The sequence below is a fragment of the Pseudomonas sp. BT-42-2 genome (assembly GCF_025847435.2).
GTDB classification, from domain to species: Bacteria; Pseudomonadota; Gammaproteobacteria; order Pseudomonadales; family Pseudomonadaceae; genus Aquipseudomonas; species Aquipseudomonas urmiensis.
The window spans coordinates 192,473-216,913 of record NZ_JAOYTM010000002.1 but is presented as its reverse complement, the minus strand read 5'-3'; the positions used below and the strand labels follow the sequence as shown (position 1 = coordinate 216,913).

Genomic DNA, 24,441 nt, shown 5'->3' with positions numbered 1-24,441 from the left:
GAGGACCGCGAGCGGGTCAACGTGGTGGGGCTGTCGATGCCGCTGCCATTGTTCGACCGCAACCAAGGCAATGTCCTCGCCGCGGCACGCCGTGCCGACCAAGCCCGCTCCCACCTGCTCACCGCCAACCGCAAGAGCGGCGCGGTACCTGTGGGAGCGGGCTTGCCCGCGAAGAGGCCAGGACTGACGCAGCCAAAAACCAGCTGTAAAAGATCAAACGCGCTCAGGCGCCGCTGCCGGGGTCTGTATCTCGGCCATCGAAGGGTGCTCCTGCACCGCATGCATCAGCTCTTCGGTAGCGCGCAGCTCAGCACCGGTAGGCGAAAAGGTCGCAGTCGGCGCAAAGGGGGCCGGATGCTCCGGTGCCGGGCGTTTGCCGCGCCGCCAGAGGAAGAAGCTGACCATGGCCAGGTTGATCACCGCAAAGGCCCAGAACAGCCCGACTTCACCATAGGAAGTCATCACCGGCGAGATCGCCAGCGGGGCCATTGCCGAGCCCAGCGAATTGATCAGCAGCAAGCCTTGGATCATCGGCACCAGCGCATCGGCCGGGGCCCTGTCGGCCGCGCTGCTTACCGCTACCGGATACAGGGCGAACACGCCCCCACCGAGCAGGAACAACATGGCCGGCAGCAGCACCGAATTAGCCGGCAGCAGCACGATCAACACCGACAGCACGGCGCACAGCGCGGCCAGCGAGATCAGCACATCCTGGCGATCCTTGCGGTCCGACCAGCGCCCCACCGGATACTGCAGCAGCATGGCGCCGAGAATCACCCAGGCCATCATGTTGCCAACCTCACCGACATCCAGGCCGATGCGTTGCAGGTACAGCGGCAGCAGCGCATAGATCCCGGCGATCGCCACGCCCGAACCGAAGCAGCCGACCAGCCCGGTCGGGGCGATGCCCAGCAGCTGACGTGGCTTGAGGGGTTCGACCTGATCCATCAGCGGTGACACCCGTGGCAAGATCACGATCGGCAGCACCGACAGGGTTGCGAGCATACCGGCGACCATGTACGGCACGGTCGGGCCCCAGCCGGTGACGTCGCCCAGGGTGGCTTGGGCCAGCACGCCAGCGCCATAGAAGGCAATCATGTACAGCGCCAGCAGGCGTCCACGGATCTTCGCGTCGCCCGCCAGCAGCAGCCAGCTTTCGATCACCAGGAACACCCCGACCGCAGCCCAGCCGTTGATCAGGCGCAGCACCATCCACCAGGTGGTGTCGTAGAACAGCCCTTGCAACAGAATGGTCGCGGCGATCAGCGAGGCGAAGCTGGTGTAGGCGCGGATGTGACCAATGCGCAGGATCAGCCGATCGTTGAAGATCGCGCCCAGGGTCAGGCCGATGAAGTAGGCCGAGGACACCACGCCGATCATGGTCGCCGATTCGCCAGCGGTACCCAGTTGCAGGGTGGTCAGGGAAGACATGAAACCATTGCCCAGGGCAATGATGAATAGCCCGAGCAGGGGTGCTAGCGCCTGGGCCAGCAAACGCGGAGACATACGTACCTCAAGGTTGGAAAAAGCAGGGTGGTGCGCAATACCAGTCAGTTACAAGCCTGGGCCCGCTTTGCGGTCCTTCGCGGACAAGCCCGCTCCCACAGGTACCGCGCCACCTTCCAGGCAAACGCTATCTCTGTGGGAGCGGGCTTGCCCGCGAAGGACCGCAAAGCGGGCCCAAAATAAACCGACTCGAGTCTTAACTGACTGGCATCTGGCTGGGTGCCTTTTCGTAACCGGGTAGCTGCGGGCGAAGGCCGGGGCAGGAATCAGTCGACGGATCGACGGGCGAAAAGGAGGCGCGATTCTAAGCCTTGTGGAGAATTTGCCAAGAGGGCCACCCCTGCGACCAGAGGCCGCAGGGGTGGCTTCTTGCTATCGGTCAGACGAACGCGCGCGAGCTGCGCCGCCGATCTTCCTTGAGCAACGCGTCGATCTTGCGCAAGGCGCTGCCCAGGCTGGCCTGATCGGCCGGGCCGCCGAGCGATACGCGCACCGCATCCTGGGTCTGCGGGGCGACGCTGAACGAATCGGCACTGGCGACGTTGACCCCAAGCTCATCCAAGGCATGGGTGAACAGGTTTTGGTTCCAGTGCGCGGGCAAGGGCAGCCACAGGTGAATACCGGAGGGGTGAGCCTGCACCGGCGCCGTGAGCAAGCTGCGCGCCAGCTGCTGGCGAGCGCGGGCTTCTCGCTGAATCTCTTGTACCAGCTGCTTGGCGGTGCCGCTGCGGATCCAGTGCTCGACCAACCCCAGCAGCAGCGCCGAACAACCCATGCTCGCAGCGCGCAGCCCGCTTTGCAGGCGCTCACCGGTATCGCCCCGTGGCGGTAGGACGAACGAGGTGCGCAGGCTTGGCCACAGGCATTTGGACAGCGATGCCAGGTAGAAGGTGTTGGCGCCGCCGGTCAGCGTAGCGATGGCCGCCGGTGCGTCGTCGAGCAGGTAGCGATAGGGGTCGTCTTCGATCAGCGTCAGGTCCAGGCGCAGCACGGTGGTGGCGATCTGCTGCCGGCGACCGATGGGCATGGTGTGCGCGGTGGGGTTGTTGAAGGTTGGGTTCAGGTACACCAGGCGCGCGCCACTTTGCTGCTGGGCGCGCTCCAGTGCGTCCGGGCGCATGCCGTCGGCATCGCCCTCGACCGCCAGCACGCGCAGGCCCAGCTGGCGCGCTGCCAATAGCAGCCCAGGGTAGGTCAAGGGGTCGCAGAGCAGCGTCTCACCGGGCTTCGCGCAGGACGCCAAGATGGCGAAAATCGCCGCCTGCGAGCCCGAGCACACGCTCAGCGCGCGGGTATCGAGATCGCCCAGGGCTGGGTTCAACCAGCCTTGCGCCGCTTGCAGCGCAGAGCGGGTGGTGGGCTCGTCCTGGTAGGTCGACAACGCTTCGATGCGGTTGCGCCGCAGCACATCGTCAAGGCCCTTGCCAACCAGCTCCGTCATCGAGCCGTTGGCCGGTTGCGGGGGAATGTTCATGGTCAGGTCGATGCGCACCTCATCGCCCGGCTCGCTGACACCGGTGACGAACGATCCGCGACCGCTGTACGAGGCGATCAAGCCGCGATTGCGCGCTTCGGCATAGGCGCGGGTCACTGTGGTCAGGTCGACGCCCAGTTGCGCGGCCAGGGTGCGTTGCGGCGGAACCTGGTCGCCAGACTGCAAAGAACCCGACTGTATGGATTCTGAGATCATGTCGGCGATCTGTATGTATCTTGGTCCACCCTTGGGCTTGAAGGGCCTTGTCCAGCGGGCTTGAGCTGATTCTTTCGTCTCGTCAGCGAGAGGCATGCGAATTCCTCAGGTTGTCAATCCATACGCTCAAGCATAACATGGCATACGGTTACATGTTAAATCCATACAAATGGACTGCGTATGGATTTTATTGTCAGGCACCGGAGAGGCGCAGCAGGGTTGCAACGATAAGCGCTTCTGGGCTGCCAGTCATGGAGATGTTTGATGAATGACTGCCAACTGATCTGCGCCAATCGTCTCGACGATGGCGCAGTGGTCTGGCTGGACGCGGAGCACCAGTGGGTCGAGACCCTTGCGAAGGCCAGTGTCTTTGCCCCGCAGCAACTCCCTGCCGCCCAGGCTGCGGCGCAACGAGCGGTGGACGCGAACCTGGTGGTCGGCCCGCTGCCCTGCACTGCACGGCTAGTGGACGGCGTTGTCGAGCCGATCGAGCTGCGCGAACGCTTGCGTGCTCGTGGGCCATCGGTGCGCACCGATCTGGGTAAACAGGCGGCCGGCCTAAGCCCACCCGCGAGCGCTGCCCAGCCGCGTCCGGTGATCGCGGCGCAGGTCGAGCACGCTGGGGTCTATCGCTATGACCCGTTCGAGCGCGACTACCTCAAGGCCCGTGCCCGCGAGTTCGAGCAGCAAGTGGCCCGGCGCCTGAGTGGCGAGCTCGACGAAGAAGCGTTCAAGGTCTATCGGTTGATGAATGGCCTGTACCTGCAGTTGCATGGCTACATGCTGCGGGTGGCCATCCCCTATGGCACCTTGAGTGCGATTCAACTGCGCCAGCTGGCCTATGTCGCCAGCACCTACGACAAGGGCTATGGCCACCTCACCACGCGGCAGAACATCCAGTTCAACTGGCCGCACCTGTCCGCTACCCCTGAGATCCTCTCGGTGCTAGCCGATGCTGACCTGCATTGCATCCAGACCAGCGGCAACTGCATCCGTAACGTCACCACTGACCACTTCGCCGGCGCCGCCCAAGATGAAGTGATAGACCCGCGGGTGCACGCCGAAATCCTCCGTCAGTGGTCCACCGACCACCCTGAGTTCACTTATCTGCCGCGTAAATTCAAGATCGCCATTACCGGCAGCCCGATCGACCGCGCAGCGGTGCGCTTTCACGATATCGGCATCCTCGCCACGCGCAACGACCAGGGCCAGGTGGGCTTCCAGATCTACGCAGGTGGAGGGCTGGGGCGCACGCCTATCGTCGGCACGCTGGTGCGCGACTGGCTGGCCGAGCGCGACTTGCTGCGCTATGTCGAGGCGATCTTGCGGGTCTACAACAGCCTCGGGCGGCGCGACAACCTGTACAAGGCGCGGATCAAGATCCTGGTTCGCGAGCTCAAGCCAGCCAAGTTCATCGAGATGATCGAGGCGGAGTTCGCCAGCCTTCCCGCGGACCATCAGCACCTGGAGCCGGGTATCGTCCAGGCGATTCACCAGCGCTTCGTCAAACCGGCCTTCGCGGAGCTGCCCGGCATCTGTGAAGACTACCTCGATGCGCGCACAGCCGATGCCGAGTTTGCCTTCTGGGTGCGCAACAACACCCATCCGCACAAGAAACGCGGGTATATCAGCGCGGTCATCTCGCTCAAGCCCCAGGGCGGTATTCCGGGCGATGTCAGTGCCCAAGAGATGCTGCTGATCGCCGACCTGGCCGAGGCCCATTCGCTCAATGAGATCCGCGTGTCCCATGAGCAGAACCTGGTCTTGCCGCATGTGCGCCTCAGTGAGCTTTACCAGGTCTGGCAAGCGCTGCGCGACGCCGGCCTGGCCACGGCCAACGTCAACCTGATCTCCGATTCGATCGCTTGCCCAGGCATGGACTACTGCAGCTTGGCCACGGCCCGTTCGGTGCCGGTGGCCCAGCGCATCGCGCAGCGTTTCGATGAGGCCCAGCAGCGTGAGATTGGCGAGCTCAAGCTCAACGTGTCCGGCTGCATCAACGCCTGTGCCCACCACCATGTCGCCCACATCGGCATTCTCGGCCTGGACAAGGCCGGGCATGAAAACTACCAGATCACCCTCGGCGGCAGCGCGGCGGAGGATGCCGCGGTGGGCACCATCCTTGGCCGTTCGGTGAGCTACGAAGCACTGCCAGAAGTGGTCGAGGCGATTGTCGCGATCTACCTGCGCGAACGCGTCGAGGGCGAACGCTTCCTGGATACCTACCGCCGCGTCGGCATCGATGTGTTCAAGGAGGTGCTGCGTGACGCTCATTGATCGTAACGGCCTGCCGGTTGCAGACCTGTGGCTGTATCAACAACAAGACGCACCCTTGGTGTTCGCCGAACGCTGCGTGATTCGCCTTGAACAATGGGACGAGTACCTCAGCCAATTCGGCGCGCCTGCCCAAGGTGTGCGGATCAGCGGCGAGCAGGATCCCGCTGGCGTGCTGGCGCTACTGGCCCAGCTCGAAGTGATCGTCATCGACTTTGCCAAGTCGCGCGACGGTCGCGGTTTTACCCTTGCGCGCCTGTTGCGCGAACGGCACGCCTTCGCTGGCGATTTACGTGCCGCCGGGCCGTTGCTGCCCGATCAGTTCTCGATGTTGCTGCAGTGCGGCTTCACCAGCCTGCTGGCCCCGGCCACGGTGCCGCTGGTTCGCTGGCAAGACGCCGCCAGCGCGCGCCTGCAAGCCCAGGCCCGGCCGCGCACGCTGCTCGAGCGCCTTTCCCTAAGTAATGAGGCATAACCATGTTCAGCCTGACAGCCTTGGAGCTGGCACGTATTCAGTTTGGCTTCACCGTGACCTTCCACATCATCTTCCCGGCCATCACCATCGGCCTGGCCTCGTTCCTTGCGGTCCTCGAGGGCCTGTGGCTGTGGAAGAAAGACAACGCCTACCTTGACCTGTACCACTTCTGGTCGAAGATCTTCGCCGTCAACTTCGCCATGGGCGTGGTTTCGGGGTTGGTCATGGCCTATCAGTTCGGCACCAACTGGAGCTTCTACTCGCAGTTCGCCGGCAGTATCACCGGGCCGCTGCTGACCTATGAGGTGCTTACGGCATTCTTCCTCGAGGCCGGTTTCCTTGGCGTCATGCTATTTGGCTGGAACAAGGTCGGGCGCGGGCTGCACTTCTTCGCCACGGCCATGGTTGCCGTCGGCACGATGATCTCCGCGACCTGGATCCTGGCGTCCAACAGCTGGATGCAGACGCCCCAGGGGCATGAGGTGATCAATGGCATCGTGGTGCCGGTCGACTGGTTCGCGATCATTTTCAACCCGTCGTTCCCTTACCGCCTGGCGCACATGGTCACCGCAGCGATGTTGTCGACCGCACTGTTCGTCGGCGCCTCGGCGGCCTGGCACATGCTGCGCGGCACACGCACACCAGCGGTCAAGCGGATGTTCTCCATGGCCATGTGGATGCTGCTGTTCACCGCGCCCTTGCAGGTGGTGATCGGTGACATGCATGGCCTCAACACGCTCAAGCACCAGCCGGCGAAAGTGGCGGCGATGGAAGGCCATTGGAGCAATACCCCTGGTGAAGGCGTGCCGCTGATTTTGTTCGGCATCCCGGACATGCAGGCCGAAACCACCCACTACAAGATCGAGATCCCCAATCTTGCCAGCCTGATCCTGACCCACAGCTTGAACGGTCACATACCGGCACTGAAGGACTTCCCGCCTGAGGACCGGCCCAACGCAACCATCGTGTTCTGGTCGTTCCGGGTCATGGTGGGCTTAGGCGTGCTGATGGTCGTGCTTGGCCTGTGCGGCGCCTGGTTGCGCTGGCGGCACCGGCTGTACGAGTCCAAGGCACTGGCGCGCTTCGCGCTGTGGATGGGGCCATCTGGCCTGGTGGCGCTGCTCGCAGGTTGGTACGTCACCGAGATCGGTCGTCAACCGTGGGTGGTGTATGGGCTGATGCGCACCAAGGATGCGGTGTCCAATCACTCGGCCATGACCCTGTCGGTTGGCCTGGTGGTACTGGTGGTGATGTACCTGGGCATTTTCGGCACCGGCATCGTGTACATGCTGCGCCTGGTTGGCAAAGGCCCGCAGGAGCATGAGCACCATGAACTGGAGGCTGAAATCACGGCCAACCAGCGACCGGCGAGGCCGCTGTCGGCGGTCGATGAGTCGCTGTATTCCTCCACCCCTAAGAACCACTGACGGGAGCGTCTTTCATGGGTATCGATCTTGCGCTGATCTGGTTTCTGATCATCGGCTTCGGCGTGATGATGTATGTGATCACCGATGGCTTTGACCTGGGCATTGGCATCCTCTTTCCGTTCATCCCCGACCGCGACCATCGCGACACCATGGTCAACACGGTCGCTCCGGTGTGGGACGGCAATGAAACCTGGCTGGTACTGGGTGGGGCAGGGCTGATGGCAGCATTCCCCAAGGTCTATGCGATCTTGCTCAGCGCGCTGTACCTGCCTGCCCTGGGGTTACTGGTAGGGCTGGTCTGGCGTGGGGTGTCGTTCGAGTTCCGGTTCAAGGCCGATGATGCGCACAAGCCGTTCTGGGACCGAGCGTTCATGTCCGGCTCGTTCATGGCCGCGTTTTTCCAGGGCGTGATTCTTGGCGCGTTCATCGAGGGTCACCAGATCGTCGATGGCGTGGCTACCGATGGCGTGATGAGCTGGCTGACGCCGTTCAACGTGTTCTGTGGTTTCGGCGTAGTCATCGCCTACGCGTTGCTGGGGGCGACCTGGCTGATCCTCAAGACCGAGGGCGACTTGCAGGCGCGAATCATGCGCGCGACCGGGCCGATCACCTTGGCAACCGTACTGTCGATGCTGGTGGTGAGCGTCTGGACGCCGCTGACCCACCCGGCGATCTTCGAGCGTTGGTTCAGTCTGCCGAACTTCTGGTTCTTCCTGCCGGTGCCAGCGCTGGTGCTGGTGGCGACCTGGGCGATCTTGCGTTCGCTGCGCGGCGAGCCGCATGCCGGGCCGTTCATCTGGTCGCTGGTGCTGATCTTCCTGGGCTACACCGGTTTGCTGATCAGCATCTGGCCTTACGTGCTGCCGCCTAGCCTGACCATCTGGGAAGCCGCGGCACCGCCGCAGAGCCTGGGCTTTGCGCTGGTGGGGGCGCTGTTCATCATTCCATTCATCCTCGGTTACTCGGCGTGGTCGTATTACGTGTTCCGGGGCAAAGTCAAAGTCGGCGAGGAGTTTCATTGATCATGAATTCATCTACTACCAAGGGTCCTGGGTGGAGCAAGCGTCTGCTGTGGTTGCTGGCGATCTGGGCGGCTAGTGTCATGGCGCTGGGTGCGGTTGCGTTGGCTACCCGGCTGGCCATGAGGTTTGCGGGGATGACGGCTTAAGCTGTTGCGCTTGGGTTGTCGGTCAGGGTCTGGGGTTCGCTTCAGGCCCTTTTTTTGGTTGTTCGAAAGGGGCTGGGTTCTTCTGGGTTCAGAGCCTGTGGGCAGTTGTGGTGGCTATTCCGGCCTCTTCGCGGGCAAGCCCGCTCCCAAAGGGTTCGTGGCGTGCGCAGGATCTGCGTGGTGTCAGTGCTGGTTCAACGCTGGATTGAAATCGGCGCGGTACCTGTGGGAGCGGGCTTGCCCGCGAAGAGGCCAGTAGCGCCGCCACATCAAACGGATAAGCTCAGTATCCTAGGCCCAGAACCCCAAGAACCTATTCTTCCAACCACCGCAGACTATTGAAATTACTCAACCGCCGATCCCCCTCAGCACACTCCAATCCCTGCACCGAACCCAGCAACAAAACCTTCTGCAAACTCCGCTCACCCACCTGCCAAGCCTGCTGCAAAACCGGCAACAAACGCCGCGGCACCACGCTGAACATCGGCTGCCAATACCCAGCCTGACGCACCATGGCCGCGCTATCGTGCTCAACCGCCAGCCGCAGCAGTTCCTCAATCAACCCCTGATCAATCAGCGGCGCATCGCAGGCCAGTACGACAACCCATTCATGCCGAGCCGCCTCGACACCGGCAATCACCCCAGCCAACGGCCCGGGATAGTCCGCTTCGGCATCCCTCACCAATTGATCGGCAAAAACCCGATAGGCCTCCTGATTGCGGTTGCAGGAAATCACTACGTCATCGCTCAAGTCGCGTACTACCCGTTGCACATGCGCCACCAGCGGCTCGCCGCGCCAGCACACCAGGCCTTTGTCACGGCCACCCATGCGCTGGCCGCGACCACCGGCCAAAATGAGGATGGAGCAGGGGGGAAGGGCAGCGGACATAAAAAGGGTTCCTGGCGGTTAAGCCAGAAACCCTCCCATGTCGCAGGTGGCTTGTCCAGTCAGCCTTCGCTGACGACCGCCGCGGTATGCTTGGCCTTGCCGCGCCCAGCCAAACGCATCACCAGCACAAAGAATACCGGCACGAACACCACCGCCAAGGTCGCACTGAGCATGCCGCCGATCACCCCGGTGCCAATCGCTTGTTGGCTGGCGGAGCTGGCACCGGTGGCGATGGCCAGCGGCACCACGCCGAGGATGAACGCCAGCGAGGTCATCACGATTGGCCGCAGGCGCAGGCGTGCAGCGTGTACGGCAGCGTCCACAGGGTCTTGGCCCTGGTCGACCAGGCTCTTGGCGAACTCGATGATCAGGATGGCGTTCTTGGCCGAAAGGCCGATCAACGTGATCAGGCCGACCTTGAAGAACACGTCGTTGGGCATGCCGCGCAGGGTCACGGCCAAGACCGCGCCGAGTACCCCCAGGGGCACTACCAGCAGCACGGCAGTGGGGATCGACCAGCTCTCGTACAGCGCCGCCAGGCAGAGGAACACCACCAACAGCGATAGCGCCATCAGCAACGGCGCCTGGCTACCAGACAGACGCTCTTGCAGTGACAAACCGGTCCATTCCAGGGCAGTGCCTTCGGGCAGTTGGTCGACCAGGCGCTGGATTTCTGCCATGGCCTCGCCGGAGCTGTAGCCAGCCGCCGGCTCGCCGGAGATCGCCACCGCCGGATAGCCGTTATAGCGGGTCAGCTGCACCGGGCCACTGACCCAGTTGGCCTGGACGAAGGCTCCCAGCGGCACCATCTTGCCGCTGGTGTTGCGTACGTGGATCTTCAGCAGGTCTTCGACCTGGCTGCGCTGGTCGCCTTCAGCCTGCACCACCACCCGCTGCATACGGCCCTGGTTGGGGAAGTCGTTGACGTAGTTGGAGCCCACCGCGGTGTCCAGCACAGCGCCAATGTCGGCGAATGACACGCCCAGGGCGTTGGCCTGGCGTCGGTCGATTTCCAGCTGCACCTGCGGGCTCTCGGCCAGCGACTCTTCACGCACGTTGACCAGCACCTTGCTCTTGCGCGCATTGTCCATCAGCTCGTCACGCGCTGCCATCAACCGCGCATGGCCAAGCCCACCGCGGTCTTGCAAGCGGAACTCGAAGCCAGTGGACTCGCCCAGGCCGTCGATCGGCGGCGGCAGCACCGAGTAGGCGATGGCATCCTTGAGCTGACTGAAAGCCAGGGTCGCCCGGTCGGCGATGGACTGGGCGCTGTCGTCGGCACCACGCTCGGACCAGTCTTTGAGGGTGGTAAAGGCCAGTGCTGCGTTCTGGCCACTGCCGGAGAAGCTGAAGCCCAGGATCAGCGTGGTGTTGCCCACTCCAGGCTCCTCGGCGTTGTGCGCTTCGATCTGGGCGGCGATCTGCTCGGTACGGGCGCGACTGGCGCCAGGCGGCAGTTGGATATCGGTAATGGTGTAGCCCTGGTCTTCGGTGGGCAAGAAGGCGGTCGGCAGCTGGCTGAAGCCAAGGCCCAGCGCCACTAACAGCAGGCCATACACCAGCAAGTAGCGGCCACTGCGCTTGAGTGCCTGCACCACCCAACGCTGATAGCCGTTGCTCATGCCGTCGAAACGTCGGTTGAACCAGCCAAAGAAGCCTTTGCGCTCATGGTGTTCGCCCTTGGCCACTGGCTTGAGCAAGGTCGCGCACAGCGCCGGGGTCAGGCTCAGGGCAAGGAATGCCGAGAACAGGATCGATACTGCCATCGATACCGAGAACTGCTGGTAGATCACCCCCACCGAACCTTTCATGAAGGCCATCGGCAGGAACACCGCCACCAATACCAGGGTAATCCCGACGATAGCGCCGCTGATCTGGCCCATGGCCTTGCGCGTAGCTTCTTTGGGTGGCAGGCCTTCTTCGGCCATGATCCGTTCGACGTTTTCCACCACCACGATGGCATCGTCCACCAGGATGCCGATCGCCAAAACCATGCCGAACAGGGTCAGCACGTTGACCGAGAAACCCAGCGCCAGCATCACGGCAAAGGTGCCCATCAGCGCCACGGGTACCACCAGGGTCGGGATCAGCGTGTAGCGCAGGTTTTGCAAGAACAGGAACATCACCGCGAACACCAGCAGCATCGCCTCGAACAGGGTGGTGATCACCTGCTGGATCGACACCTTGACGAACGGCGAGGTGTCGTACGGGATGTCGTACTTGACCCCTTCGGGGAAGTAGTGCGCCAACTGGGCCATCTTCTCGCGCACCAGGGTCGCGGTTTCCATGGCGTTGGCGCCGGGCGACAGCTGCACGGCAAAGGCCGTCGATGGCTTGCCATTCAGACGCGTGCCGTACTGGTACTCCTGGGCGCCGATCTCGACCCGGGCGACATCACCGATGGTCACGCTGGAGCCGTCGGGGTTGGCGCGCAGGACGATGGCGGCAAATTCCTCAGGCAGGCTCAGCTGACCCTTGACCACCACGTTGGCGGTTATTTCCTGGGTGGGGCGGCTGGGCAGGTCGCCGATACTGCCAGGGGCGACTTGCGCGTTCTGTGAGGCAATCGCTTCGGCGACATCGTTGGGCGTGAGGTTGAAACCGATCAGCTTGCGTGGGTCGATCCAGATCCGCATGGCTCGCTCCGAGCCATACAGCTGGGCCTTGCCGACGCCCTTGAGGCGGCGGATCTCGTTCATCACGTTGCGCGCGAGGATGTCACTGAGCGCGGTTTCATCCAGGCTGCCGTCCTCGGAGGTGAGGGTGGCCAGCAAGAGGAAGCCGGTGGAGACCTTCTCCACCTGCAAACCTTGCTGGGTCACCGGCCGCGGCAGGCGCGACTCGACTACCTTGAGGCGGTTTTGCACATCGACCTGGGCCAGGTCCGGGTGGGTGCCTGGCTCGAAGGTCGCGGTAATAGTGGCGCTGCCCAGGCTGCTCTGCGAGGAGAAGTACAGCAGGTTGTCGGCACCGTTGAGCTCCTGCTCGATCAGACTGACCACGCTCTCATCCATGGTCGCCGCCGAGGCGCCGGGGTAGACGGCGTAGATTTCCACCTGCGGCGGCGCCACATTAGGGTACTGGGCCACCGGCAATTGCGGGATCGCCAGGGCGCCGGCCAGCAGGATGAACAGTGCGATCACCCAGGCGAATACCGGGCGGTCGATAAAGAACTGCGGCATGAATCAGGCCCTCACTGGCCGTTGTGCTGGACGATCGGAAGCGCGTCCTGTGATGAATCGACTTGCACCTGGTCGCCGGCCTTGACGTGTTGCAGGCCTTCGACCACCACCCGCTCACCTGCGGCGAGACCTTCGCTGACGATCCAGCGATCACCCTGGGCGCTGCCCAGGACGATCTGCCGTTCGCTGATACGGGCTTGCGCGTCGACCACCAGCACCTTCGGCACGCCCGCGCTGTCACGCAAGATCGCCCGCTGTGGCACGCTGATGCCCTTGGGCTGCACAGCCTGCTCCAGGCGCACGCGCACATAGCTGCCAGGCAGCAGGTCGAGATCCGGGTTAGGGAACTCGCTGCGCAGGGTGATCTGGTTGGTGCTCGGGTCGACGCTGATGTCGGAGAACAGCAACTTGCCCGCCAGCGGGTAGGCACTGCCGTCATCCTGGATCAAGGTAGCCTTGGCCTGGCCTTCGCCGACCTGGCTCAGCTCGCCGGCGCGCAAGGCACGGCGCAGGGCATTGAGTTCGCGAGTCGACTGGGTGACGTCGGCATGGATCGGGTCCAGTTGTTGGATGGTAGCCAGCGGCGTGGATTCGTTCTGACCGACCAGCGCACCTTCGGTCACCAGCGCGCGGCCGATGCGCCCAGAGATCGGCGCGGTGACCGTGGCGTAACCCAGGTTCAGTCGCGCCCGCTCCAGGGCAGCCTTGGCCTCGGCGACTTCGGCATCAGCTTGGAGCAACGCAGCGCGAGCATTGTCGTACTCCTGGCGGCTGACCGCCTTGTCGTCGACCAGTTGGCTGTAGCGTTGCGCTTGCAGGCGCGCCTGGTAGCGGGTGGCCTCAGCCTTGGCCAGGGTAGCGCGGGCGCTGTCGTGGTCGGCCTTGAAGGGCGCCGGGTCGATCAGGAACAGCACCTGGCCTTGCTTGACGTCGCTGCCTTCACGGTACACCCGCTTGAGTACCACCCCTGCGACCCGTGCACGCACCTCTGCCGTGCGCGGCGCCAGGATGCGCCCGCTCAGTTCGGTGCTGATCGCCAAGGGCTGGACCTGTACGGTTTCCACCCGCACCTGCGGTGTGGAGGCTTGTTCTTGCTGCTCGGCAGCATCGTCGCAGCCAGCGAGTAATACGCTCAGCAGCACCAAAGGCGCCAAACGGCGCAGGCGGGTAGGGCAGTGAGTAGACATGCGGGGTTTTCCGAAAATGACCAGGCGTATGCTAAAGCAGGCGCTCTCGGCGTGGGTGTGAAGCAGTGTAGGACGAGTGTGAAAAAGTGTAAGGAATGCCGCTGGCCAGGCGTAGGATTCTATATCCTGCTTCTCACCCTTTCGCTATTACGCCCTTTATGCCGAACATTCTCCTGGTCGAAGACGACAGTGCCTTGTCTGAATTGATCGCCAGCTACCTGCAACGCAACGACTTTCATGTCCGGGTGATCGCCCGGGGCGACCACGTGCTGGAAGCGTTTCGCCGTGACAAACCTGACCTGGTGGTGCTCGACCTGATGCTGCCGGGCCTCGACGGCCTGCAAGTGTGCCGCCTGCTGCGCCAGGAATCCCAGGGCCTACCGATTCTCATGCTGACCGCCCGCGACGATAGCCACGATCAGGTGCTGGGGCTGGAGATGGGCGCCGACGACTACGTGACCAAACCCTGCGAGCCGCGCGTGCTGTTGGCCAGAGTGCGCACCCTGCTGCGCCGTAGCACTATCAATGAGCCGCGCCTGGAAAGCGACCTGATCCTGGTGGGTGGTCTGCAGATCAACCTGGCCGAACGCACCGTGACCTGGCGTGGCGAGGAGGTCGAGCTGTCCAGCGGCGAGTACAACCTGTTGGTGGTGCTGGCGCGCAATGCCGGCGAAGTGCTCAGCCGCGACCGCATCCTGCAGCAGTTGCGCGGCATCGAGTTCAACGGCACCGACCGCTCGGTGGACGTGGCAATCTCCAAACTGCGCCGCAAGTTCGACGACAACGCCGGCGAAGCGCGCAAGATCAAGACCGTGTGGGGCAAGGGCTACTTGTTCAGCCGCGTCGAGTGGGAGTTCTGAGCGCATCATGCTGAAGATCCTGGTGCGCCTGTACCTGGTGATCATCGTCGCCTATGCCGGTGCCTTGTTGCTGATCCCCGACGCTATCGTTGGGGCCTTCCATGAGCGCTTCATGGCCTACAACCTCGACCAGGCCAAGGGCGTGCAGTCATTGATCGTGCGCCAGTTCCAGCAGGCACCGCGCGAGCAGTGGCCAGCGGTGGAAAGCGACCTGGCGGCGCACTTCACGCCGTTGCAGGTCAAGCTGCTCAAGTGGGACGAAGCCGAGCTGACGCAGGCCGAGCGGGCGCGTCTTGAACATGGATTGAAGGTGGTGCGCATCGGCGACTGGGGCTATTACCAGACCGCCCTGGCAGCGCTCGACCAGGACTGGCTGGTGAGCCTGCACAGCCCGCCGGACCCGGTCGATATCAATGTGTTGTCCTGGGGCGTGACGGTGTTGATCGGCGCCGCCATGCTCGGTTGCCTGCTGGTCTGGGTGTGGCCACACTGGCGCGACCTGGAGCGACTCAAGGAAACCGCCCGACGCTTGGGCCAGGGGCAGATGTCGGAGCGCACGCACATCTCGGCGCACTCGAACATCGGCGAACTGGCCGGGGTGTTCGACACCATGGCCGGCGACCTGGAACGCCACGTCAACCAGCAGCGCGAGCTGCTCAATGCGGTGTCGCATGAACTGCGCACGCCGTTGACCCGCCTGGATTTTGGCCTGGTGCTGCTGTTCGACGAGGTTCCGCCAGCCAGCCGCAAGCGCCTGCTGGAGCTGGTCGGGCATGTGCGCGAGCTGGACGAACTGGTGCTCGAATTGCTGTCTTACAGCCGCTTGCAGAATGCTGAGCAGGCCCGCGAGCGGGTCGAGGTGTCGTTGCTGGAGCTGGTCGACAGTGTGCTCGGCGGCTTTGCCGAAGAGCTCGATGGGCGCGGCATCCAGTGGGAAGTGCGCGCCGATGACAAGCTGCCGCGCTTTGTCCTCGATCCGCGCCTGACCGCCCGCGCAGTGCAGAATTTGGTGCGCAATGCCATGCGCTACTGTGACGAAAGCCTGCTGTTGCGGCTCAAGCTGGAAGCCGATGGTGCGTGTTTGTTGACGGTTGAGGATGACGGCATTGGCATTCCGGTCGAAGAGCGTGAGCGGATCTTCCAGCCGTTCTATCGACTCGATCGCAGCCGCGATCGCAATACCGGCGGGTTTGGCTTGGGTCTGGCGATCAGCCGGCGGGCGATCGAGGGGCAGGGTGGCACACTGACGGTGGCGCAGTCGGTGTTGGGGGGGGCGCAGTTCAAGATTCGTTTGCCTGCCAGTTGAGAGGGTGTTTGTTCCGGCCTCTTCGCGGGCAAGCCCGCTCCTACAGGTTTTTGTCGAGGGGCTGCGGGCGTGGGGTGACCACGCAGCGGCAGGTACTGGACCTGTGTCAGGCGCCCCCCAACTGGGCAGTCCACAACACGAACCGATCCTTGCCCGAATGTTTTGCCTCATACAACGCCTGGTCGGCACGTAGCAGCGCCACGCTCAGGCTATCGCCGGCGTTGACTTTGGCCAGGCCGATGCTGATCGTCACCGGATGCGGCCCCAGGTCTTCGCGCACGCGCTTGCACAATGTCGCGACCTGTCGCTCGGCAGCTTGCTGATCCAGGCCCTGGAAGAAGATCGCGAATTCCTCGCCGCCAAGCCTGGCGAACTCGAAACCTGCCATCGATGCCTTTATATGACCAGCCACACGCTTGAGCACTTCATCGCCACTATCATGGCCAAATTGGTCGTTGACCTTCTTGAAATTGTCGATGTCGATCATCGCCAGGAATTGCCCCGGCGGCGCTTGCTGCAACTGGCGTTCGGCCTTGACCATGAACGAGCGGCGGTTGGGTATTTCAGTTAGCACATCGACATAAGCTTGCTCCAACAGCACCTTGGACATGTAGAAGTTGTGTAGCTTGGCCTGGCGGATGCGCAGGTAGCTGTAGATCACCAGGCCGCTGAGGAACACCGCATAACTGAGCAGCATGGCGGCTTCCAGATCATCCAGGTCGATATTGGTACCGTAGAAGGGGTTGAGCATCGCCCAGCAGATGGCCATGGCGCAGAAGAACGACCAACGCCGTACTGGCAGCACCGAAACGCTGTAGAGCACCGTCGACACGCCGAGCACCAGCCATACCGGACGCAGGGCGATAGGGATGCCCTCGATCACCAGGCGCATGCCTAAGGTGATCACGGCGATGAACAGCAAGTTGAGCACATCGAAGTGGTGGCTTTTGCGGGTGAAACCCAGGACCACGGTGATACAGCCCAGTAAACCCATGAACAGGCCAGACAGCCAGGTGAAGCCTTGATCGCCCAGGTAACTGACGATCAGGTCGAAGATCAGCCAGATGCCAATGCTGCAGCAGAAGATCAACTGGCAGAACGGGCGCATCAACTCGAATTCGTGCTGGCGAAATTCCGCGCGCAGGGCGGCGGGGGCGACCTGCTTGCGCACGTGCTCTTCGATGGTTTTGAACATGGTTTAGTCGGGGACTCCTTGCTGGCTGTACTGGCCTCATCGCGGGGCAAGCCGGCTCCCACGTGTAGCGCCGATCATTCGCGTGGGAGCGGGCTTGCCCCGCGATGAGGCCGGTGAAACCCACTCAATTGACCGGCAATAAACCCTGCGCCCAAGGCCGATAACGCAAGGCGAACACTGCTTCGGCGTGGCACCCACCGCTCAGCGCTGGGGGCGCAGGCTCTGCGCGAAATGGCTGCCCCGGCGCGCTGGTCTGGCGAAACGCCTCCCGGACGATGCCGACCCGGCAGGGCAGCGCCTGTTCATAGCCCTGGCGCACCAGCGCCGGCAAGCGCCCAGTACCTGCGCCATCCTGCCACCAGACAGTCAAGCCCATGCCGCTCAACTGTTCCAGCCACACACCAGTGACCCGCGGCGACAGCTTGCCGGCGCTGAACGCGCTGATATGCAGCGGCTTGCCCAGTTGCCGGTTGAATGCCTGCAACTGGCTGTGCAGCGCCTCGCGGCGGGCAGCATCACCAAAGTGCAGGTCGTCCAGCTCCATGGGCAGGTACCAGCCCGCGACCGGCACGTCCCATTTCGTCTGGACCTGATGCAGCTGGGTCAGCGAACGGCCCAGTTGCGCTTTCCAGTAGTCCGACAGCCCCTGGGCGTCCAATTGCTCGATGCGTTGGTAGTAGCCGGGGTCCATGTACAGCCCAAGCACCAGTTCCAGGCCTTGCGCGTGGGCTTCGCGCAGGCTGTTGGCCAACCAGCCCTGAGCGCCACCGAAATCGCTGTCGCCATAGGCACTCCACTGCACGATCAAGGTCTTGCCGCCCTGGGCCACGGTGGCGCGCCACAGCTGTTGCCACTGGGCCGGGGTGAGCGCTGCATCGCGGTTCAGCGGTTGATAGAACAGGCGCTGGTCGGCCAGCGCCGGTAGGCACAACAGCAGCATGCCAATTGCCAGGAGCTTGCGCATCAGAAGGTCATCTCCACACCCAGGAGCACGCCGTTGGCCCGCTCATAGAGGTTGCCGCCCAGTGCCTGCTGGTACTCGGCGCGCACTTTCAACGAGCCGCGGTAGGCGTTGTAGCGATCATCATCGAACCACCATTGCCAGCGCAGGCCGACGCCGCTGCGCAGATCCTGGCGCCAGTCGTTGCTGGGGTCTTGGCTGGCGAACTCGACAAAGCCATAGGGCATGATCGTCTGCGGCGAGTCGACCGGCAGTTTCCAGGCGTGCCCTTGCTGATAGCGCGACAGCCAGGCGTGGTCGCCGGCGCGAGTCCACCAGGCAGCGTCGAGGTAGAGGAAGCGCTCGTTCCATTGATCTTCATCGATGCGCCAGTCGTTACGCCAATCGCCCTGGTCGAGCACCGAGGCGGTGGCGCGCAGCAGCAAGTCGTTGCTCGACTCGGCGTGCCCGCGCAGATCGCCCCAGTTATCGCCGACCTTGCTCGGGCTGAGCAACTGGCCAAGGCTCAAGCCGTTGTAGTGCTGGTCGTCGATCTGGCGCTGGTGATAAAGCTCGGCATAGAGGTTTAGGTTGGCCTGGCCGAACGGTTTCCAGCGCAGGCCTACGCCAGTGCCCATGCTTTGCGCGTAGTCGGAGCGCCCCGGACCGCCAAACAGCACCCGGCCATACACCGACAGGGTACTGCCATTGCGGCTGGGCTGTTCGCCCAGGGCATGGTCCCACATCGCCAGTTGCACGTTCTGCGAGCGCGCCCGGCGCTCGCTACGACCGGTGTCGAAGTTGTCGTTGGTCGAGGTACCGGCGGGTGACCAGGTGCTGGCCAGGGTGATGCTGTCGCGCCGCGACAGGGTTTCGTGGGCACGGCGCTGGCGGTATTTGCGCGCCTCCAGGCTGCCGTATTCGTCGTCGCCGTCGACCACATGCTGCTCCACATCGATGACGCGGCGCAGTTCGCGGCGGGCCGAGGCACTGTCTTCGACTTCGTCATAGCGCAGCGCCAGGGTTTCGCCGAGGCGGTAGTCCTCGGGAAAATCGCGGGTCGAACGCTCAAGGTAGGGGATCGCTGCGCGGCGCTGTTGCGGGTCCGCCGAGCTTGCCAAACGCATGCCGTAGTCGGCGCGGTAGCGCGGCTGGTCAGGCGCCAGGCGCACCGCTTCGGCGAGCCAGGCGGTGCTTTGCGCACTGTCACCCGCGGCTTGGGCGGTGCCCGCGGCGGCGTAGTAATGATCGGCTCGTGGGGTGTGCGCCAGCGCCTGGCGTTGCCGGTTGAGCGCTGTGTTGAAATCGCCCTGGCGCTGGGCGATGGCGGCGCCCAAGGCCCAATCATCGGGGCTGTTGTGCGCTGCCGCCTGCCAATAGCGCTGGGCGGCTTGGGCGTCGCCTGCATTCAAGGCGCCTTGTGCGGCGGTCAGGCGGGCGTTGTCGGTCCAGGCCTCGGCGGGCAGGCTGCGCCAGATTGGCAGGGCCGCTTCAAAGTCACCCGCTGCCTGCAGGGCATAGGCCAGCGGCAGACGGCTGGCAATGTCGCCCAGGCCTTCTGCGGCCTGGTAATAAACCACCGCTTCGCCGGGATGCTCGGGCATGGCGCAGCGGCCTAGGGCACGGTACTGGCCGGGTTCGGTTGGTTTAGCCGGGATTGCCCCGCGCACCGCATCGCACTGTCCGGCTTCGGCCAGGCGCGCGAGCAGTTGCGCCCGGGTGGCGGCGTCCACCCGGGGGGCCAGCGCCAGCATGCGGCGGCTGTCCAGCGGGCCATCATTGCGTGCGTAAAGGTTGCCCAGGCGCCGCAGCAGGGACGGCGTCAAGCGGCCCTGGCGACGGTCGTAGGCCTGCTCGAGCAGGTGCCGTGCGCGCTCGGCCTGGCCTTGTTCGACTAGCAGAAAACTGGCTTGTTCGAGCGCCGCCAGGTCGCCGCTTTGCCGGTAACGCTGCTCCCACTGCGCGGCGGTGCGCGGCTGCGGTGGTTGCGGCGGGTCGCCATACAGGCGTTGCTTGAGCACGGCATAGGCGCGTGGGTTGTCGTCGCGGGTACAACCCTTGAGCTGCTCGCGGGCCAGCGCAGGATCGTGTCGCGACAGCCAGTCGACCGTTTCCAGGCACGGTTTGCCGAGCTGGTTGCTCAGCTGCTGGACCTGCGCCGCGTTATCGCCCTGGCGCGCCAGTTCCCACAGTTGCTGGCGCTGCTCGGGGTGTTGTAGCTGCTCACTGGGCAGGCTTTGCAGCCAGCGCTCGGCCTGCTGATTATGGCCCACGGCAATTGCCCGGTTGGCCATGGCCAGGCGCGTCTGGTTGGCCACCTCGGCCGATGGCGCACTGGCCAGGAGCTTGTTCAGGCCGTTTTCGTCGACTCGCTGCACGTAGGCGTTGGCCAGGCGCTGCCAGTCCTCGGCCGACAGCTGGCCCTTGTCGGCCAAGGGTTGCAGTTGCTCGATGGTCTCGCCCCAATTGCGCAGCTGTTCGGCGAAGTTGGCCCTCGTCAGGCGCAAGACCATGCCGTCGCCATGCGCCGGCAGTTGGTTGAGCCACGCCAAGGCTCGCCCGGCGCCTCCGAACTTGGCCAGGCTCATGCTGTAGGCCTGCCACAGGCGCACACGGGTGTTGCCTTCGCTGCTGGCGATCCAGCCCTCGACCTGGCTGGCCGGTGGCGGGTCTTGCTCGATCCAGGTCAAGCGCAGTTCGAGCAGGGCGTCGGCGTGCTCGGGGCTGTTCTGCAACTGCTCGGCCATTGCCTGGGCTTCTTTATAGCGGCGCTGGTGGGCCAGTGCCGACATCAGCAAGGCACGTGCCTCATCGTTGTTCGGTACCCGGCCGAGGACATGGCGAGTCAGCCGCTCGACCTCGGCCCAGTTGTCTTTCTGCGCCTCGCGATAGCCACGCTCCATGAAGGGATAGCTGGTGAAACGCTGGAAGTCAGTCATCGGCGCTGCCAATGCCGGCAGGGCGGTGGAACACAGCAACAAGGTAGTCAACGTCAGGGAAATACCGGGCTTCATGCCACCTCCCGCGTCAGGTCATAGGCAGCCTGCTGTTCGCTGGCTTGTTCGGCGAGGGCCTGTTGCAGCACCTGCTCGGTGATGATGCCGCGGGCGATCAGGTGCTCGCCCAGGCTCATGGTGTCGGGGTCGAAATCGATCAGCGCCTGATTGAACAAGGTAGCCGGGACCATACCGCGCACCTGCAGGAGTGCACCGAGCATCACCTGGTGGGTACTGACATTCTCGATCAGCTCGGCGTCATCCTGATGGCGCTCAAGCACGGCCAGCATCTGTTGGGTCTCGGGTTTTTGCCAGGGGCTGGGATAGTGATAACGCAGGCCCAGGGTTACCCGCCCCTGGGGCGCCAAGCGGCTGCGCACCGGGCGCTTGAGCTGGCGGCTGATGACCCCCAGCGACACCTGGCTGACTGGGCTTTCACTGGCCAGCACCAGCGTGTCGCCATCTTCCGCTACTGGCAGCACGCCATAGTGAACGGCCAGGCGGCGGGGGAGTTTGCCGATCAACGCTGGGGCGATTTTGAACGGATTGAGTGGCGCCCAGGGCAGCTCCAGCTGTTCAGCCAGGGTTTCGACCAGTTGCTCGGTGGTCAGCCATCCACGCAACAGCAGCTCGCGCCCCAATCGTCGGCGCACTGGGCTGGTGATGGCTTGTTCAAGTTGCGCTTCGCTGATGTAGCCTTTTTCAACCAGACGATGGCCCAGGGGCGTGCGTGCCGGTGAGGCGAGGGCCGGGAATTCGTGGGTGGTCTTGTCCCAGGCCACTCGCCGTGAATCACCCATTTCCATCACTTGGCGCAGGGCACGCAGGTTGGCGAAGAAATTGACGAAGTTGCTCCACATCATCCGCGGCGCCGACAGCAGCCCTTCGCCAATACCGTAGTAGCGAGTGACGAACCACCCACGCTGGAAAAGCCGATTGATCAGCAACAAGCCGTTGAGCCAGAGCAGGGTGGAGAGCAGCCAACTGTCACCCAGGATTGACATGAAACGCCACGATTCGGGGGCGATCACCGTCACCAGCCACATCGCCAACAGGACCAGGAACAACAGGTTGACCAAAAAGCTCAGCAGGTAGGCGAACAGCCCGCGCCGGTCACGCCACAGGAAGTAATTGAGCGCGCCCTTGCGGCTCCAGCCCAGGTTGCTGGTGCCTTGGAACACGATGCCGACGATCCAGCGCGACTTTTGCCGGATGGCATGCTGCCAGTCGCGCGGGAAGTGCTCGCGCACGCAGATCACTTGGGAGAAGGCCCGGCTCATGCCGAAACGCCATTCGTGCTTGAGCGCCAGCGCCGGGTCGGTGATGGAATAACGGGCGAAGATGCACTTCATGCCTTTTTGTTTCAGGCGAAAACCGATGTCGTAGTCCTCGGTCAGACTCTGCACATCGAACGCGATGCCGTCCCCGTCCTCAAGCAGCGCGCTGATCGCCCGCCGGCTGAAGCAGGTGCCGACCCCGGCACTGGGCACTTGCCCGGTCAACGCTTCGCGGACGATGACATCCTTGCCATGGTTTTCGGCGAACTCATCCACGTAGTGCCCAGCGGTGAAGCCTTTCCATTCTGGCGCGTAGGGATACACCGGGATCTGGATCATGTCCTTGTTGGGCAGCAGATAGTTGAACAGGCGCAGTTCCATTGGCGAGATGACGTCTTCGGCGTCATGCAGGATGAACCCGGCGAACTCGATGCGTGCGTCCTGCTCAAACCGCAGGATGGCGTCGATGATGTTGTTCAGGCAGTCGGCCTTGCTGGTCGGGCCTGGACGGGCGCAGACCACTTTGTGCACGTTGGGATAGTGCAGGCACACCGCGTCGACATCGGCCTGGGTCTGCGGATCGTTGGGGTAGGTGCCGACGAAGATCTGGTAGTTCTCGTAGTCGATGGTCGAAGCGGCCAGGCGCGCCATCTCGCCGACCACGCCCACTTCGTTCCAGGCTGGCACCATGATCGCCAGGGGTTTTTCCGGCACTTCGAACAGGCGTTTCTCGTCGGCCGGTTCGTATTTGTCATAGATCCGGAAGCGCCGCACCAGCTTGCGGCCCCAGTAGCACAGGTCGATGAACAGGTCATCCAGGCCGAGCAGGAACATCAGGCTAGCGAGGATGATGGCGAGAATCTTCAGGCCGAACAGCACATAGGTCAGAAAATCGATAAAGGCCAGGCTCATGCGTCATCTCGTCCGTTTTCGCGCTCCTCGAACCAGCGTTGCAGGCGTTCGGCAATGCGCTCGCTGGCATGGCCGTCGCCGAACGGGGTGTACACCCGAGCCATTTGCCGATACGCCGCGGGGTCATCGAGCAGTTGGCTGGTTTCCTTGACGATGCGTTCGGTGAGGGTGCCGACCAGCTTGACCGTACCGCCTTCGAGCACTGACGGACGTTCAGTGACCTTGCGTAGGACCAACACCGGCTTGCCCAGCGCCGGCGCTTCTTCCTGGACCCCGCCGGAATCGGTGAGGATCACGTGGGCGCGGTCCATCAGCCAGACGAAGTGCTGATAATCCTGGGGGGCGACCAAATGGATGTTGTCGCGGCCCGAGAGCACGCCGTAGACAGCTTTTTGCACCTGGGGGTTGAGGTGCACCGGGTAGACGAACTGCACGTCTGGGTAGCGCAAGGCCAACTCCGCCAGCGCCAGGCAGATGCGCTCGAAACCCGCGCCGAAGTTTTCCCGGCGATGGCCGGTGATCAGCACCATACGCTGATCATCGCCCAGCGCTGCCAGCGGCGAATCGGCTGCCGGATGCCAGCCGCTGGTGTTCAGATGCTCGCGCATCCACAGCAGCGCGTCGATCACGGTATTGCCGGTCACTTCAATGTGTTCGGCGGGCACGTGCTCGCCCAACAGGTTGTCGCGAGACTTGGTAGTAGGGGTGAAATGCAGATCGGCGAGCACCCCGGTCAGGCGCCGGTTGGCCTCTTCCGGCCAGGGTTGCTGCAGGTTACCGGTGCGCAGCCCGGCTTCGACATGGCCGATGGGGATGCGCCGGTGAAAGGCGGCGAGGGCGGCGATGAAACTGGTGGTGGTATCGCCGTGGACCAGCACGATGTCCGGGTTTACCTGTGCGTAGGCCTGGTCAATCTTGTCCAGTAGGTCGCGGGCCAGGCCATTGAGGGTCTGGTTCTTGGTCATCACCTGCAGGTCCTGATCGACCGACAGGCCGAAGGCGCTCAGCACCTGTTCGAGCATTTCCCGGTGTTGGCCGGTGGAGCAGATATGCAGGTCGAGCTCGGGCCATTGGCGCAGTACGCGCGCTAGCGGAGCCATTTTGATCGCTTCTGGGCGGGTACCGAAAACCATCATGACGGTATGGGGCATCGTCTC

17 protein-coding genes and 1 pseudogene are annotated in these 24,441 nt (G+C 63.6%); 8 read left to right on the top strand and 10 right to left on the bottom strand.

Features of this window, described 5'->3' with window-relative positions; translation table 11 throughout:
• Positions 1 to 108, top strand: a pseudogene (locus OIU19_RS02270) (cytochrome C); the annotation flags it as partial.
• Between the two features lie 105 nt (positions 109 to 213).
• On the opposite strand, the gene OIU19_RS02265 reads toward OIU19_RS02270, so the two are convergent.
• A complete protein-coding gene (locus OIU19_RS02265) occupies positions 214 to 1,506 on the bottom strand; it encodes an MFS transporter (RefSeq protein ID WP_264233074.1) in 1,293 nt (430 codons plus the stop codon).
• A 379-nt stretch (positions 1,507 to 1,885) separates the two neighbouring features.
• Positions 1,886 to 3,292, bottom strand: coding sequence for a PLP-dependent aminotransferase family protein (locus OIU19_RS02260; RefSeq protein ID WP_264233073.1), 1,407 nt, complete (start codon positions 3,290 to 3,292; stop codon positions 1,886 to 1,888).
• 168 nt (positions 3,293 to 3,460) lie between these two features.
• On the opposite strand from OIU19_RS02260, the gene OIU19_RS02255 reads away from it, so the two are divergent.
• Genes OIU19_RS02255 through OIU19_RS02235 form a run of 5 tightly spaced genes read left to right on the top strand, consistent with a single transcriptional unit; the run spans position 3,461 to position 8,540 of the window.
• Positions 3,461 to 5,473 (top strand): DUF2849 domain-containing protein, encoded by a 2,013-nt coding sequence (locus tag OIU19_RS02255; protein WP_264233072.1) that lies wholly within the window; start codon positions 3,461 to 3,463, stop codon positions 5,471 to 5,473.
• A complete protein-coding gene (locus OIU19_RS02250; protein WP_264233071.1) occupies positions 5,460 to 5,945 on the top strand; it encodes a DUF934 domain-containing protein in 486 nt (161 codons plus the stop codon). Before OIU19_RS02255 ends, OIU19_RS02250 begins: the two co-directional genes overlap by 14 nt.
• Before the next feature lie 2 nt (positions 5,946 to 5,947).
• Positions 5,948 to 7,372 (top strand): cytochrome ubiquinol oxidase subunit I, encoded by a 1,425-nt coding sequence (locus OIU19_RS02245; protein WP_264233070.1) that lies wholly within the window; start codon positions 5,948 to 5,950, stop codon positions 7,370 to 7,372.
• A 14-nt stretch (positions 7,373 to 7,386) separates the two neighbouring features.
• The gene (gene cydB, locus OIU19_RS02240) at positions 7,387 to 8,394 is read left to right on the top strand and encodes a cytochrome d ubiquinol oxidase subunit II (RefSeq protein ID WP_264233069.1); all 1,008 of its coding nucleotides are present in this window, start codon (positions 7,387 to 7,389) and stop codon (positions 8,392 to 8,394) included.
• A 2-nt stretch (positions 8,395 to 8,396) separates the two neighbouring features.
• Positions 8,397 to 8,540: a DUF2474 domain-containing protein gene (locus OIU19_RS02235; protein WP_264233068.1), complete on the top strand. Its 144-nt coding sequence runs from the start codon at positions 8,397 to 8,399 to the stop codon at positions 8,538 to 8,540.
• Positions 8,541 to 8,853: 313 nt separating this feature from the next.
• Here OIU19_RS02235 and mobA read toward each other — a convergent pair whose 3' ends face one another.
• Genes mobA through OIU19_RS02220 form a run of 3 tightly spaced genes read right to left on the bottom strand, consistent with a single transcriptional unit; the run spans position 8,854 to position 13,798 of the window.
• A complete protein-coding gene (gene mobA / locus OIU19_RS02230; protein ID WP_264233067.1) occupies positions 8,854 to 9,429 on the bottom strand; it encodes a molybdenum cofactor guanylyltransferase MobA in 576 nt (191 codons plus the stop codon).
• Positions 9,430 to 9,488: 59 nt separating this feature from the next.
• Positions 9,489 to 12,611 carry an efflux RND transporter permease subunit gene (locus tag OIU19_RS02225; RefSeq protein ID WP_264233066.1) on the bottom strand — a complete coding sequence of 1,041 codons (3,123 nt, stop codon included), beginning with the start codon at positions 12,609 to 12,611 and terminating at the stop codon, positions 9,489 to 9,491.
• An 11-nt stretch (positions 12,612 to 12,622) separates the two neighbouring features.
• A complete protein-coding gene (locus OIU19_RS02220) occupies positions 12,623 to 13,798 on the bottom strand; it encodes an efflux RND transporter periplasmic adaptor subunit (protein ID WP_264233065.1) in 1,176 nt (391 codons plus the stop codon).
• Between the two features lie 158 nt (positions 13,799 to 13,956).
• Between OIU19_RS02220 and OIU19_RS02215 the strand changes: the two genes are divergently transcribed.
• Both OIU19_RS02215 and OIU19_RS02210 read left to right on the top strand, forming a co-directional pair.
• Positions 13,957 to 14,658: a response regulator transcription factor gene (locus OIU19_RS02215; RefSeq protein WP_264233064.1), complete on the top strand. Its 702-nt coding sequence runs from the start codon at positions 13,957 to 13,959 to the stop codon at positions 14,656 to 14,658.
• Positions 14,659 to 14,665: 7 nt separating this feature from the next.
• A complete protein-coding gene (locus tag OIU19_RS02210; protein WP_264233063.1) occupies positions 14,666 to 15,964 on the top strand; it encodes an ATP-binding protein in 1,299 nt (432 codons plus the stop codon).
• 106 nt (positions 15,965 to 16,070) lie between these two features.
• Here the strand turns inward: OIU19_RS02210 and OIU19_RS02205 are convergent, their stop codons facing one another.
• The 5 genes from OIU19_RS02205 to wecB all read right to left on the bottom strand — a co-directional run bounded on the left by OIU19_RS02205 (position 16,071) and on the right by wecB (position 24,435).
• Positions 16,071 to 17,159, bottom strand: coding sequence for a GGDEF domain-containing protein (locus OIU19_RS02205; RefSeq protein ID WP_264233062.1), 1,089 nt, complete (start codon positions 17,157 to 17,159; stop codon positions 16,071 to 16,073).
• A 124-nt stretch (positions 17,160 to 17,283) separates the two neighbouring features.
• Positions 17,284 to 18,123 (bottom strand): DUF4434 family protein, encoded by an 840-nt coding sequence (locus tag OIU19_RS02200; protein ID WP_264233061.1) that lies wholly within the window; start codon positions 18,121 to 18,123, stop codon positions 17,284 to 17,286.
• Complete coding sequence (locus OIU19_RS02195; RefSeq protein ID WP_264233060.1) at positions 18,123 to 21,113, bottom strand: phage receptor; 2,991 nt, start codon at positions 21,111 to 21,113, stop codon at positions 18,123 to 18,125. The genes OIU19_RS02200 and OIU19_RS02195 overlap by 1 nt, the downstream gene beginning before the upstream one ends.
• Positions 21,110 to 23,284 (bottom strand): cyclic di-3',5'-guanylate-activated glycosyltransferase NrfB, encoded by a 2,175-nt coding sequence (gene nrfB / locus OIU19_RS02190; protein WP_264233059.1) that lies wholly within the window; start codon positions 23,282 to 23,284, stop codon positions 21,110 to 21,112. Before nrfB ends, OIU19_RS02195 begins: the two co-directional genes overlap by 4 nt.
• Positions 23,281 to 24,435: a non-hydrolyzing UDP-N-acetylglucosamine 2-epimerase gene (wecB, locus tag OIU19_RS02185; protein ID WP_264233058.1), complete on the bottom strand. Its 1,155-nt coding sequence runs from the start codon at positions 24,433 to 24,435 to the stop codon at positions 23,281 to 23,283. Before wecB ends, nrfB begins: the two co-directional genes overlap by 4 nt.
• Positions 24,436 to 24,441 lie beyond the last annotated feature (6 nt).